This is a genomic window from Plantactinospora sp. DSM 117369 (assembly GCF_053764795.1).
The window spans coordinates 3142473-3156328 of the sequence record NZ_CM132446.1 but is presented as its reverse complement, the minus strand read 5'-3'; the positions used below and the strand labels follow the sequence as shown (position 1 = coordinate 3156328).

The window sequence follows — 13856 nt, the reverse complement described above, 5'->3', positions numbered from 1 at the left end:
CGGTTGCGGTAGGTCAGCGCAGGGTCACCTGGAAGCTGCGACCGTACGCCTGCCGGGTGCGGGCCTCGATCCGGGTGCCGCCGGGAATCCGGCGGACCCGGATCCCGTCGTCGGCCGAGACCACCCGGAGTCGGCGACCGCGCAGCGTCACCGAGACCGTGTCGCGGTCCGTGGTCGGGTCGGCGACCGCGACCGTGACGGTCCGGTCGCGGGCCTGCCGGAGCAGCACCGAGGCCGGGCCGTCGACCACCAGCCGGTCGGCGGCGTGCCGACCGGGCGCGAAGGCGTTAGCGGCGACCAGCCCCAGCCCGGCGTGCCGGACGGCCTGGAACCGGGTGCTGTTGGCCAGCACCACGACCGGCCCGCCCGGGTACGCCCGCAGCCGCTGCTCCGAGGCGTTCGGCAGCAGGACGTACGCCAGCGAGCCGAGCGGCGCACCGGCGGCCTGCTCCACCGAGACGGCGAAGACCCGCTTCCGCACCATCGTGTCCGGGTTGGCCGTCCGGACCACCCGGCGGCTCCGGGTCACCACCTCGGCGGTGACCGTCGGCGGTGGACCGGACAGGAAGGCGTAGCCGACCGAGGTCTGCTGGGCGGCGTTGGCGTAGCGCAGCCAGGCCAGCGGGGCGGTGCCGGTGCCGCTGAAGCTCCGGCCGTCGCGGAGCCGGCCGGTCACCGTCACCGGATCGGACTCCTCGGCGATCCGGCTGTCGACCGTCGTGCTGACCGCCCGGCCGGCCAGGTCGCCGACCCCGGCGGCGAGCACCACGATCTCGTCGTCGAAGAGGAACCACGACTTGGTGGCCACGGCGTTGCGGTACGCGACGAAGTCGTCCGGCAGCCGGCCGGCCCGCTTCGCGGCGTACGCGGCGTCGTCGGACTGGACCAGCCCGGCTGCTCCATAGCTGCCGAGGGTGGCGCCGCCGGAGAACCGGTTGGTGCCGCGCGGGAAGTAGACGTAGGTGTTCTGCGACTCCGACGACGAGGTGAAGCCGAGCGCCGGGTTGTCGTACCAGGCGGTGCCGTACAGCTCCGGGACGGTGTGCCGGTGCTCCACCGGCGCGGTGACCCCGGCCAGCCGGTACGGCGAGACCGCGGTGAAGTAGTCCACCCCGTACGCCTGGGTCTGGTCCGCTCCGGCGAGGTAGAGGTAGTACGCCCCGTCCCCCTGGAACCAGGGCGTCAGGTTCTCGCCGCTCATGTACTCGTACTTGCTGATCCGGTCGGAGCTGCGGGCGAGCGCGAAGGCGTAGCCGGGGCGGCGGTGCACCGTCCGGTCCATCGCGTTGAACGCGACACTGCGCCGCGCCGGGTTCAGGTCGGCCGCCGGGATCGTCGCGTCGGCCAGGATGTCGGCGTACCGGGCGATGCTGACCGGGGAGACGAACGTGCTCGGGTTGAGCACGGCCCGGGAGGTCTGCCGGACGAACTTGACGTAGCCGGCCAACGCCTGCGCGTCGGCGCCGGTGGCGTGGCCGGAGAGGTCGACGACCGCCTCCAGCACGCCCGCCACGTCGGCATAGCCGGTGGTGGTCCGGGAGACCGCCCGGCCCTTGACGATCTCCATCATCCAGCCCTCGAAGATCAGCGGGGCGAACCCGTCGACCACCCAGCCCCGGACCACGTCGACCAGGTCGGCGCCCGGGACGTAGCCGGTGCCTTGGAGGATCTTGATGGTCTGCACCACCCGGGTCAGCAGGTTCCTGCCGTACGAGCCGGTGTAGGCGACCGAGGCGTGCTGGATGAACGACCCGTCGGCGTAGTGGCCGTCGGTGACGCCGTGCTCCAGCGCGTACGGGTCGATGGTGGCGAAGACGGTGAGCTGGTCGGCGAGGGCCTTGCTGATCCGGGCGTCGTCGCCGAGGACGGCGCCCTGGAGGACCCGGTTCGTCGCGATGTCGGCGAGGTTGGCGCCGGTGTGGAACCGCGAGTCGAGGTCGACGTCGCCGTCCTTCCCGTTGCGCAGGTACGCGTCCATCGACCCCACAAAGCTCCCGACCAGCTCCGGCCGGTACGTCGCCACGTCGGCAGCGAGCAGCACCAGGGTCCGGCTGACGTGGTTCGAGATGCCGATCTCCCAGTTGTGCCAGTTGCCGTAGTAGCCGGTCGCCTGGTCGCCGTAGTAGCGCTCGTGCAGCCAGCCGAGCCCGTCGATGACCCGGCGCCGCAGCGTGGTGTCGCCGTCGAGGCTGCCGCCGGGGACCCGGGTGGCCAGGGCGATCTCGTAGAGGTACTGGAACGACGTGGTCAGGTTGGGGTCGCTGGTGCCCAGCGGTACGCCCCGGAACAACTCGCCCGGTCCGGCGCCGGCCAAGGCGTCGAGCCGGGCCCGGGCCGTCGAGTCGATGGTCGCGAGCTTGCCGGCCACCTCGGGCCGGGCGTTCGACTCGGCGGTACCGGCAAAGATCGCGACCGTGTTGTCGAGCAGTACGGCGTGCTCGGCGGGGGCGGCGGCCCGCTGCGGCGGGGTCGCGGCTCTCGCCCGCAGTGGCCCGGCCAGCGCCAACAGGCCGGCGGCGGGGATCGTCGACAGGACGGCGCGGCGGGAGACGGGCACGGCGGACGCTCCAAGATCGACGGTAAACGCTTGCCGAATTCAACCAACCACAGTGAAACTTTTCAACCTCCCCCTTGCGGTCCGGATCTAACCGGGAGGAAGTCGGGGCGCGGGCGCCGCGCCGTCCAGGTGGAAGTTTCGCTCTCCACGGCCGATGTCTCGGCCGGGTCGGACCGTGGTCGGACCGGACGCTCAGTTGGCGGTGAAGAGCAGCGAGACGTTCTGGCCGCCGAAGCCGAACGAGTTGCAGATCGCGGCGTCGAGTCGCTGCTCGCGTGGCCCGTCGCTGGCCACCTCCAACCGCACCTCGGGAGCCTTGCGGTCCAGGTTGAGCGTGGGCGGGATGACACCGTTGGCGACCGACAGCAGGGTGACGATGCCCTCCACCGCGCCGGCCGCACCGACCAGGTGACCGAGGCTCGACTTCGGCGCGGTGAGGATGACGTCGTCGCCGAGCGCCTGCTGGATCGCGCTCGCCTCCCCGAGGTCGCCGACCACTGTAGAGGTGGCATGGCAGTTGACGTGCCCGACGTCGCCCGGTCGCAGCCCGGCGTCGGCCACGGCGGTGCGGATCGCCCGGATCTGCCCGGCACCGGTCGGGTCCGGGCCGGTGATGTGGTGCGCGTCGGCGGTGATGCCGTAGCCGGCGAGCCGGCCGAGCACCCGGGCACCCCGGCCCGCCGCGAAGTCCGCCCGCTCCAGGATCATCACTCCGGCCCCCTCGCCGAGCACGAAGCCGTCGCGGTCCACGTCGAACGGTCGGGAGGCCCGCTCCGGCTCGTCGTTGCGCTTGGAGAGGGTGCGCGCCTGGGCGAAGCCGGCGATGGTCAGCGGGGCGATCGCCGCCTCCGCGCCACCGGCGATCACCACGTCGGCCTCGCCGGAGCGGATCAGCCGGACGGCCAGCGCGAGGGCCTCGGCGCCGGAGGCGCAGGCGGAGACGGTGGTGTAGACGCCGGCCCGGGCGTCGAACTCCAGGCTTACCCAGGCCGCCGGACCATTCGGCATCAGCATCGGCACGGTGAGCGGGGAGATCCGGGCGGGCCCCTTCTGTTCCAGCAGGTCGTCCTGGGCCAGCAGCGTGGTGACGCCGCCGATCCCGGTGCCGATCACCACCGCCAGGCGGAGCGGGTCGACCTCGGGACTGCCGGCGTCGGCCCAGGCCTGCCCGGCGGCGACCAGCGCGGCCTGCTGGCAGCGGTCCATCCGGCGGGCCTGCACCCGGGTCAGCGCCGAGTCCGGCGAGACGGCCATCGGAGCGGCGATCCTGGTCGGCAGGTCGTCGGTGTGCGCGAACGACGCCATCAGGTCGTCGATCCGGCGTACGCCGGAGCGCCCGGCGAGCATGCCCTGCCAGAGGGAGTCGACGTCCCCACCGAGCGGGGTGGTCGCGCCGAGTCCGGTGACGACCACGTCGCGGCCGCTCATGCTCGCTCCTCCCGTCTTCGCGGTGTGCCGGCTTGTCCGCCGCTAGTTGTATCCCATACAACTATGACATGTCCACCGAGCCACCCCGGGCCCGCGGTCGGCGTACCCGGGCGCAGATCCTCGAACACGCCGCGGCGCTCTTCGCCGAACGCGGCTTCGACGCGGTCAGCGTGGCCGAGATCGCCACCGCCGCCTCGGCCCACCCGAACCAGATCACCTACTACTTCGGCTCGAAGGACGGACTGTTCGTGCACGCCGCGTTCATGCTGCTGCTCCGGGACGCCGAACGGCTGGAGCCGGTCGGCCGACGCCGGCGCACCCCCGCCGCGTTCCGCACGGCGTTGGCCCGCAGCGCCCTGACCCTGCCCGCGGTGCCGATCGCGGTGCAGGCGATGTCGATCGCCCGGCGCCGGCCGGAGTTGCGACCGGTGGCCGAGCAGAGCCTCGCCGTGCTGTTCCGCAAGGCGCAGAGCTATCTCGGCGCGATCCTCGACCAGCACGGCTGGGTGATCGACCGTCCCGCCGACGTCGAGGCACGCACCTTCTGGAGCACCGTCCTCGGCGCCCGGCTGATCTCGGAGTCCGGCTTCGACGGCCGCGCCGACGACATCGACCTGGCCGGGGTGCTCACCGTCCGGAGACCGGCCGACCCGACACCGTGACGGGCAGGGTGCTCAGCGTCCGGGTGCCGGGCGACCCGACACCGCGACGGGCGGGGTCGACAGCGGCGGGCGGGTCGGGCCGCGCAGCACCCGCAGCGCCACCCCCGGACGCGCCAGCGCGGTCGGCGGCCGGACCAGATGCTGCACGTCGGTCAGCACCCGCAGCACGTACGGGTCACGGTCGGCCACCACGGCGGCCCGGTCCAGATACCAGTGGGAGAGCCGGCCACGCCGTCCCGGCCGGACCGCTCCGGCAGCGAACCGCAGGTCGGTACCGGTGGCGATGGTCCACGCGGTGGCGCTGCACTCGGCCACCGCGGCCTGGGCGGCCCGCCCGAACCGTCCCCGGTGAGTCCGGAGGTGCCCGCGGAGCACCACCGCGGTCTGCGCGGCCACGCTCATCCCCTGGCCGTAGACCGGGTTGAAGGCGCAGGCGGCGTCCCCGACCACCAGGAACCCCTCCGGCCAGCGCGGCATCGTCTCGTAGTGCCGGCGGTGGTTGGCGGTCCGCCGGAAACCGTGGATCGGCCCGTCCGGCTCGGCGTCCCGGATCGCCTCGTAGATCAGCGGACTGCGCAGGTTACGGGTGAACTCCAGGAAGCCCGCCTCGTCGGTGGGCGGGGTCTCGTCGCCGAACCCGCCGAGGGTGACCATCCAACGGCCGTTCTCGATCGGATAGAGCACCCCGGCCCGGGTGACCTGCGGTGGTTTCGGCATCACCATGATGTTCTTCCAGCCGTCGGCGACGCCCGGGGCCAGCCGGTAGCGCCGGCTCGCGTAGCCCAGCCCGGCGTCGACCCTGGTCTCCTCCGGCCGCCCGTAGCCCAGCGCGGCCAGCCACTCCGGGCTGCGGGAGCCGCGACCGCTGGCGTCGACGACCAGGTCGGCCTCGCACCGGTGGATCTCGGGTCCACCGTTGCGGACCCGCAGGTGCACCCCGGCTACCGAGGCGCCGTCCTCGCCGGGCAGCAGTCCGACCACTTCCCGGGCGGTCTCGAACCGGATCCGCCGGTCGCCGGCGAGGCGCTGCCGGATGGTCCAGTCCAGCAGTTCCCGGCTGGCCCCGACCAGGGTGTGGGTGGCCGGGAAGCGTTCCCGCCATCCGTTCGGGCTCAGCGACAGCAGGTCGGTCGGCGCGGCGACCGGGACCGCGCCGCGGTCATACAGTTCGGCCATCAGACCGGGAAAGAGCCGGTCGAGGGCCCGCTGCCCCGAGGTGACCAGGACGTGCAGGTGCCGTGCCTGCGGGATGCCCGTACGCAGCCGCGGTCCGTCCGGAAAGCGGTCCCGGTCGAGTACGGTCACCCGTTCGACGACATCGGCGAGGGTGCGCGCGATACAGAGGCCGGCGAAGCTCCCGCCGATGACCACGGCATGGCGGGGATTGGACAGTGGCGAAGGCATATCTCAATCCTTACCGACACCGCCACTCACCAGGCCAAATCTGTTCGGTAACCCACCGGACAGTCAGCATCACGACTCTCCGGCGTGTCGGCGTACGCCTGCGGCGGGGCGACCCGAGCCCCGCCGCGGTCGCCACCGCGCTATTCCAGGTGGAGGGTGGCGGACGCCTGCTCGGCGGTGGAGGTCACCGGCTCGACGTAGAGCAGTCCGGCCCGGTGCCGCAGGTACCGGCCGGCGACGTTCTGCGCCTCCAGCGAGATACCGGCGCTGCTGGCCAGTCCGGTGCGGCGCAGGAAGCTGGCGTCGGCGCGGAACTGCGCCGAGCCGTCGTCGCGCTCCACGAACACCTCGTAGTTGCGGTGCCGGAGGTAGTAGCCGGGGAAGTTGGTCGACTCCAGCGACACCGTGCCGGAACCGGCCAGCCCGGTCACGATCCGGAACTGCGAGTCGGCCAGCGGCGTCACGTTCGCCTCGACCCGGCCCCGGTAGTCGTAGTGCCGCAGGTAGGAGTTGGCGAGGTCATGCGGGCGTAGCCGGACCGGGGTCGCGCCGTCCGGCACCGGGATGCCGAGGTTCGGGGTGCCGTCCGCGTTCCAGTACAGCTTCTGGATCCGGGTACGCCGGTTGGGGTCGTTCAACGGGTCGCCGTTGATGTCCCGGTAGTTGCGGTCGTGGTAAACGAGGATGTCGCTCTGGCCGTCCTCGGAGACGGTGAACGAGTTGTGCCCGGGGCCGTACTGGCCGGTCGCGGCGTTGCTGGTGAAGACCGGGGTCGGGCTCTTGGTCCACGATGCGGCGGAGAGCAGGTTCGCGGTCGCCGAAGCGGTCAGCATCCCGAGGCAGTAGTTCGCGTCGGTGGCGCTGGCCGAGTAGGTCAGGAAGATCCGGCCGTTGCGCTGGATCACCGCCGGCCCCTCGGCCACCCGGTACCCCCGGGTCTCCCAGTCGTACGTCGGCACGGTCAGCCGGGTCACCGTGCCGGTGATCGTCCACGGGTTGGCACCCATCCTGGCCAGGTAGAGGTTGGAGTTGGTCGAGATACCCGGTTCGGACTGGGCCCAGACGAGATAGCGGACGCCGCCCGCGACGAAGGTCGACGCGTCCAGGCTGAACGTGTCCCACGGGGTGCTGATCCGGCCGCGTTCGGTCCAGGACCCGGTCAGCGGGTTGGCACCGGCGTTCTCCAGCACGTACATCCGGATCCGCCAGACGTCGTCGGTGCGGCCGGCGGCGAAGTAGACGTACCAGCGGCTGTCGATGAAATGGATCTCGGGCGCCCAGATGTGCGCGCCCATCTCCCCGCTGGTGTGCCGGCGCCAGATGGTCGTCTCGGTGGCGCTGGCCAGCCCCTGCAACGTGGACGCCCGGCGCAGCACGATCCGGTCGTACTGCGGCACCGTCGCGGTCATGTAGTAGTAGCCGTCGGTGTGCTTGAAGATGTGCGGGTCGGCGCGCTGGTTGGCCAGCGGGTTGGTGTAGTTCACCGCCGGTGCGGCTGCGGCCGGCACTCCCGGCAGCAGACCGGCCAGCAGCGCGAGCACCGTGGTCAGCGCGGCGAACACCGGCGCGGCCAGCCCCCGGCCGGGATGGCAGGCGGTCGCGGCGCTCCCCGCCGCCGGGCCGGTGCCGAACGGCCGGAGCGGGTGACGGAACATCCTGCGCGGCATCGGCTTCATGACCAGCGACCTTTCGTCGATCCGGGGAGCGTCCGGTCCGTTACCTTGGTGTTACGGGGACAGTGTGATCGCTAACATCGACGCCAGTCAAGGCTTCTTCAAGCCCCGCGAGGAAAGCGCATTCCCTCTTGACATCGACCGATGTGAGCGCGAACATCATCGATACGTCCGGGCCAGGCCACACCGCTTAACCTTTCGAACCCCTTGCGGTCCGACGGACCACATGGTCCGACGCGGCGCCTGAGCGCCGCGCGGTTCAGGTTGAAAAAGGTTCACTGCACGCCGCACCGCCGGCCGCGCGCCGACACCTGGGCACTGCGGCAAGCGCCCGCCGGCACACCGTCCCGAGCCGGCGTCCGAGCGCCACCCACCGGACACAGCAAGATCCACGCCACCTTGACCGCCCTTGTCAGCCCGCGGGACCGTCGTCCCACGGCACTGCGGGCTCGGCACCGTCCACCGGACGGACCGACGGAAGGAAGACCATGGAAGCTCTCGCTTCCCCACCCCCGAGGGCGCCGGGCCGGCCCCGGCTGCTCCGTACCGCCACCGTGCTCGCGGTCGCCGCCGCGCTCGTCGGCGCCGCGATCGCCGTACCGGTCAGGTCGGCCTCGGCCGCGACCGTCGACCCGAACGCCTGGTACGTCCTGGTGTCCCGGCACAGCGGCAAGGTACTCGACGTCTACGACCGGTCCACCGCCGACGGTGGCCGGATCGTGCAGTGGGCCCGCAACGACGGTGCCTGGCAGCAGTGGCAGTTCGTCGACTCGGGCGCCGGCTACCACCGGCTCCGCTCCCGGCACAGCGGCAAGGTCCTCGACATCCGGGACTCCTCCACCGCCGATGGCGCGGAGGTGATCCAGTGGACCGACCAGAGCAGCACCGACCAGCAGTTCCGGCTCGCCGACTCGGACGGCGGGTACGTCCGGCTGATCAACCGGAACAGCAACAAGGCCCTCGACGTGTGGGAGTGGTCCACCGCCGACGGCGGCCGGATCAGCCAGTACGCCGACCAGGGCGGCGCCAACCAGCAGTGGCAACTGGTCCGGGTCGGCTCCGACGGGCCCGGAACTCCGCCCCCCACCGGTGGCCCCGGCACGCCGCCGGCCGCCTACCCGGCGCCGATGCGGGTGACCGGGGACATCGGGGTGCACGACCCGACCGTGCTGCGCCGGCCCGGCGGCGACTACCTGGTGGCGCACACCGGCAACGACATCGCGCTGAAGAGCTCGACCGACCGGGTCGCGTTCCGCAGCGCCGGATCGGTCTTCCCGAACGGCGCGCCGTGGACCACCAGCTACACCGGGGGCAGCCGAAACCTCTGGGCGCCGGACATCTCGTACCGGAACAACCAGTACTACCTGTACTACTCGGCCTCCACCTTCGGCTCGAACCGGTCGGCGATCTTCCTGGCCACCAGCCCGACCGGCAACTCCGGTAGCTGGACCGACCGGGGCCTGGTGATCGAGTCGCGTACCTCGGACGACTTCAACGCGATCGACCCGAACCTGATCGTGGACGACCAGGGCCGCTGGTGGCTGGCCTTCGGCTCGTTCTGGTCCGGTCTCAAGCTGGTCGCCCTGGACCCGGCCACCGGCAAGCGCTCGGACAGCACGATCCGGAGCATCGCCGGCCGGAACGGCGGCGCGATCGAGGCGCCGACGCTGGTCAAGCGGGGCAGCTACTACTACCTGTACGTCTCCTTCGACCGCTGCTGCCAGGGCGCGTCCAGCACCTACCGGGTGATGGTCGGGCGCTCCACCACCGTGACCGGACCGTTCGTCGACCGGAACGGCACCGCGCTCACCTCCGGCGGCGGTACCCAGGTGCTCGCCTCGCACGGCGACATCCACGGACCGGGCCACCAGACGGTGCTCTCCGACACCGACGGCGACCTGCTCGTCTACCACTACTACGCGAACAACGGCGCCTCGCTGCTCGGCATCAACCGGATCGGCTACGACTCCGCCGGCTGGCCGTACGTCTACTGACCGCCCCCATCGACCGTAGGGAGCATTCCATGACACCCCTGCATCCGCGCCGGGTCCGCTGGCGGGCCGGACTCGCCGCCGGCGTCGCCGGCCTGGTCGCCGGCACCGGCGTCCTCGTCGCCGCTCCGGCGGCCTCGGCCGCCACCGCCGACCCGAACGTGTACTACGTGCTGGTCAACCGGCACAGCGGCAAGGCCCTCGACGTCTACAACCTGGCCACCGACGACGGCGCCCCGATCAACCAGTACACCCGCAACGACGGCAACTGGCAGCAGTGGCGGTTCCTCGACGCCGGAGGCGGCTACTACAAGGTGCAGTCCCGGCACAGCGGCAAGGTGCTGGAGCTGCCGAACTCCGACGACGGCGTGCAGTTGGTGCAGAACGCCGACAGCGGCAACAGCCGGCAGCACTTTCGGCTCGCCGACTCGGCCGGCGGCCACGTACGCCTGGTCAACCGGGCCAGCGGCAAGGCGCTGGACGTCTGGGAGTGGTCCACCGCAGACGGTGCGATGGTCTCCCAGTACCAGGACCTGGACGGCGCCAACCAGCAGTGGCAGATGGTCAACGTCGGTTCCGTCGGCGGCGGGAACCCGACGCCGGGCACCTTCACCAACCCGATCAAGCGGAACGGGCCGGACCCGTGGCTCCAGCACCACAACGGCTACTACTACCTCGCCACCACCACCTGGAACTCGACGATCACCATGCGCCGGTCCGCGACCCTCGCCGGCCTGGCCAGCGCGCCTGACCAGGTGGTCTTCAACCTCGCCAACCGGCCGAACGGCTGCTGCAACATGTGGGCGCCGGAGTTCCACCTGATCAACGGGCCGAACGGCAACCGGTGGTACCTCTACTACGTGGCGGGGCAGAACGTCAGCGACTTCAACCCGACGCAGCGGCTGCACGTGCTGGAGAGTGCCGGCACCGACCCGATGGGGCCGTACACCTTCAAGGCCGACCTGGGCAGCGACTGGCAGCTCGACGCGAGCGTGCTGCGGGTCAACAACAGCCTCTACCTGCTCGGCACCTACAACGCCGGCGGCAGCTACGGGCAGAGCCTGTTCATCACCCCGCTGAGCAACCCGTGGACGATCAGCGGCTCCCGGGTCCGGCTGACCTCGCCGACGCTGAGCTGGGAACGGCAGACCCATCCGGTGACGGAGGGGCCGGAGCCGCTCTACCGGAACGGCCGGACGATGATCGTCTATTCGGCGAGTGCCTGCTGGGGACCGGACTACAAACTCGGCCTGCTCACCCTGACCGGCGGCAATCCGCTGAGCGCGTCATCCTGGACCAAGAGCCCCAACCCGGTATTCCAGCGCAGCGACGCCAACGGCGTCTTCGCGCCCGGCCACAACGGCTTCTTCACGTCACCGGACGGGACCGAGGACTGGATCGTGTACCACGCGAACGATTCGGCGAGCGGCGGCTGTGACATGAACCGCTCGACCCGGGCCCAGAAGTTCACCTGGAACAGCGACGGCACCCCCAACTTCGGCACCCCGGTACGGCTCGGCGTGCAGCTCACCGCACCGTCGGGCGAGTAAGCCGGGCAGGTCCGCCCGGGGAGTGCGATCCTCGCCAGTTCCCCGGGCGGTCCGCCGCCGTACACCCTGGCCGGGGCTCGACCGGAGGGTCAGAGCGCCACCTCGACCGCTGCCGCCCCCGGCTCGGCGAGCCGGAACGTCGCGGTACGGCCGCCGGCCGACACCTCGTACTCGCCGAGGAAGCCGGTGAACCCGACCCGACCCTGTTCGTCCGTGCCGAGTCGGGTCGGCGCGAGCCACCACTCGTCACGGACCAGCGCACGCAGTGCCTCGTACGAGGGCTTCGGCGTGCCGTCGGCCCGGACGAAGCCGCCCGGCGCGCCGAGCCAGCCGCCGTCCACCATCCCCCAGTAGGTGCTCGCCCGCACCGACGGGTGCGACAGCAGGGTCTTGTAGTGCCGGACGATCTCGTCGGCCTGCCGCTCCTCCCCCTCCGGCGTGCTGGGCCAGTCCGGAATCTGGTAGTCGTTCAGGTCGACGATGTCGGCCGGCATCAGGTGCCCGGAGAGCAGGGTCGTCTCGGTGAAGTGGATCGGCAGGCCGTACCGGGCGAACCGGTCGACGATGCCGAGGGTCTTCTCCTCGCCCCAGTAGCCCTGGTGCATGTGGCTCTGCAACCCGAGTGCGTCGATCCGGATCCCCGCCTCCAGTACCCCCTCGATCAGGCACTCGTACGCGGCGGACATGTCGAAGTCGTTGAGCAGCAGGGTGGCGCCCGGATTCGCCTCGCGGGCCGCGTCGAAGACCATCCGGACCAGCGGGATGCGCCCCAGGTCCCGGCAGATCCGGGTGAGGCCGTTGTCGTACTTGTCGAAGATCGGCATGATCACGACCTCGTTGATCACGTCCCAGGTGTCGATCAGGCCGGCGAAGTCGGTCACCTCCCGGCGGATCCGGTCCAGTTGCACCTGGGTGATCTCCGGATTGGTCAGCTCGGTCAGCCACTCGGCGCTCACCGTGTGCCAGGCCAGCGGATGACCCTTGACCAGGCAGCCCCGCTCGGCGAACCAGCGCGCCGTCGCCAGGAGGCGCCGGGTGTCCGGCCGGCCGCGCTCGGGCTCGAACCGTCCCCAGTAGAACGGCAGGGTGGCGAAGTTGAACAGGTCGAGCCAGAGGTCGGCGATCCGTTCGACCCGGGTGATGTCGGCCTCGCCCAGCGAGCCCGACCCGCCGTCCGGGCCGGCCTCCGGGGCCGCCGTCAGCTCCCCGTTGGCCAGCGGGATGAACTCGAATCCGGTACAGCCGAACAGGAACGCGTGGTCGCGCTGTGCGACGACCACCTCCTGCCCGGCCAGCGGGGCACCTCCGCTGGTCACGGTCAGGGTGGCGGTGGCGGTCCGGTACTGCCGGATCAGCGCGTCGGAGTCGGGCGACATCGAGCATCCTCCATCGGTGGGGGTGGACGGCGCGGATGGCCAACCGTACGCCGGAGCACCGCTCGACGATCAACTCTGGCCTGCTTGGCAACTGCACGGGTTGCTTGTCGACCTTCCGGCCGGGGCGGCTGGCCGGGCGCGACCGGGGCGGGCACGATGGCGGTATGCGCCTGGTCTCGTTGCTGCCCTCCGCGACGGAGATCGTCTACGCCCTCGGGCTCGGGGACGACCTCGTCGGCGTGACCTTCGAGTGCGACGAGCCGCCGTCGGCCCGGATCGAAAAGACGGTCGTGGTCGGCGGTCGGGACACCCGGGGAATGACACCGGCGGCGATCGACGACTACGTGAAGGCACAGATGTCAGCGGGCGCCGACCTCTACACCCTGCACGCCGACGCACTCGCCGGGCTGGAGCCGGAGCTGATCCTGACCCAGGACCTCTGCCGGGTCTGCGCACTCCCCTCCGGGCACGTCGAGGACGCCCTCGACCATCTCGGCTGCCGGGCCGACGTGCTGTCGCTGGACCCGTACACCCTGGACGAGGTCTTCGGGACGATCCTGGCGGTGGGCACGCGGACCGGCGTACCCGATCGGGCCGAGGCCCTGGTCGGCGCGTTGCGGGACCGGCTCGCGGCGGTGGCCTCGGCGGTCCGGGACCGCCCGCGGCCCCGGGTCGCGGTGGTGGAGTGGGTCGAGCCGCCGTTCACCGCCGGGCACTGGGTGCCCGACCTGGTCCGCGCGGCCGGCGGCGAGCCGGTGGCCGCCCGGCCCGGGGCACGGTCGGTGGAGACGACCTGGCGGGAGTTCGTCGACGCCGAGCCGGAGATCGTGCTCGTGACGCCGTGCGGCTTCCACCTGGACGGCGCGGCCCGACAGGCCGAGGTCGTGGCACGCCGGCTGCCCGGGGTCGCGGTGTGGGCGGTGGACGCGGACGGTCTGGTCGTCCGCCCCGGCCCGCGCCTGGTGGACGGGATCGAGGCGATCGCCGCGATCCTGCACCCGGGCGCCGTGCCCGAGCCGCCCGACGGAGCCGTCGCCCGGATCGCCTGACCGACCGGTGACCGGGTCGCCGGCCCGCGCGGCGGCGCCGTACCGCCCCGAGGTCCTGAGAGGATTTGGAGGCTGCTGGCGCTTCCGCCCGCTTCGTACTGCTGCCACCGATTTGATTGACAGCCTCTAGATCGGCATGTATCAAGGTGACACTCTTCGAAGTCCA

General features: G+C 71.6%; 9 protein-coding genes. 4 read left to right on the top strand and 5 right to left on the bottom strand.

Annotated elements, in window-relative coordinates; all coding sequences use genetic code 11:
- Positions 1-13 precede the first annotated feature (13 nt).
- A complete protein-coding gene (locus tag ACSMXO_RS14000; RefSeq protein WP_455418061.1) occupies positions 14-2557 on the bottom strand; it encodes a polysaccharide lyase family 8 super-sandwich domain-containing protein in 2544 nt (847 codons plus the stop codon).
- A gap of 192 nt (positions 2558-2749) precedes the next feature.
- A complete protein-coding gene (locus tag ACSMXO_RS13995; RefSeq protein ID WP_455418060.1) occupies positions 2750-3985 on the bottom strand; it encodes a beta-ketoacyl-[acyl-carrier-protein] synthase family protein in 1236 nt (411 codons plus the stop codon).
- A gap of 68 nt (positions 3986-4053) precedes the next feature.
- Between ACSMXO_RS13995 and ACSMXO_RS13990 the strand changes: the two genes are divergently transcribed.
- The gene (locus ACSMXO_RS13990) at positions 4054-4647 is read left to right on the top strand and encodes a TetR/AcrR family transcriptional regulator C-terminal domain-containing protein (protein ID WP_346257644.1); all 594 of its coding nucleotides are present in this window, start codon (positions 4054-4056) and stop codon (positions 4645-4647) included.
- Between the two features lie 12 nt (positions 4648-4659).
- Here the strand turns inward: ACSMXO_RS13990 and ACSMXO_RS13985 are convergent, their stop codons facing one another.
- Positions 4660-6051 (bottom strand): FAD-dependent oxidoreductase, encoded by a 1392-nt coding sequence (locus ACSMXO_RS13985; RefSeq protein WP_455418059.1) that lies wholly within the window; start codon positions 6049-6051, stop codon positions 4660-4662.
- Positions 6052-6191: 140 nt separating this feature from the next.
- Entirely contained in the window at positions 6192-7727 is a 1536-nt protein-coding gene (locus tag ACSMXO_RS13980) for a family 43 glycosylhydrolase (protein ID WP_455418058.1), read from the bottom strand.
- A gap of 485 nt (positions 7728-8212) precedes the next feature.
- On the opposite strand from ACSMXO_RS13980, the gene ACSMXO_RS13975 reads away from it, so the two are divergent.
- Both ACSMXO_RS13975 and ACSMXO_RS13970 read left to right on the top strand, forming a co-directional pair.
- Positions 8213-9718, top strand: a complete 1506-nt coding sequence (locus ACSMXO_RS13975) for a family 43 glycosylhydrolase (protein ID WP_455418057.1) — start codon at positions 8213-8215, stop codon at positions 9716-9718.
- A gap of 29 nt (positions 9719-9747) precedes the next feature.
- Entirely contained in the window at positions 9748-11265 is a 1518-nt protein-coding gene (locus ACSMXO_RS13970; RefSeq protein WP_455418056.1) for a family 43 glycosylhydrolase, read from the top strand.
- Between the two features lie 89 nt (positions 11266-11354).
- On the opposite strand, the gene ACSMXO_RS13965 is transcribed toward ACSMXO_RS13970, so the two are convergent.
- On the bottom strand, positions 11355-12641 hold the full coding sequence (locus tag ACSMXO_RS13965; protein WP_455418055.1) for an endo-1,4-beta-xylanase: 1287 nt from the start codon (positions 12639-12641) through the stop codon (positions 11355-11357).
- Between the two features lie 35 nt (positions 12642-12676).
- Here ACSMXO_RS13965 and ACSMXO_RS13960 point away from each other — a divergent pair, with 35 nt between their 5' ends.
- Positions 12677-13690, top strand: a complete 1014-nt coding sequence (locus ACSMXO_RS13960) for a cobalamin-binding protein (protein WP_455418054.1) — start codon at positions 12677-12679, stop codon at positions 13688-13690.
- Positions 13691-13856 lie beyond the last annotated feature (166 nt).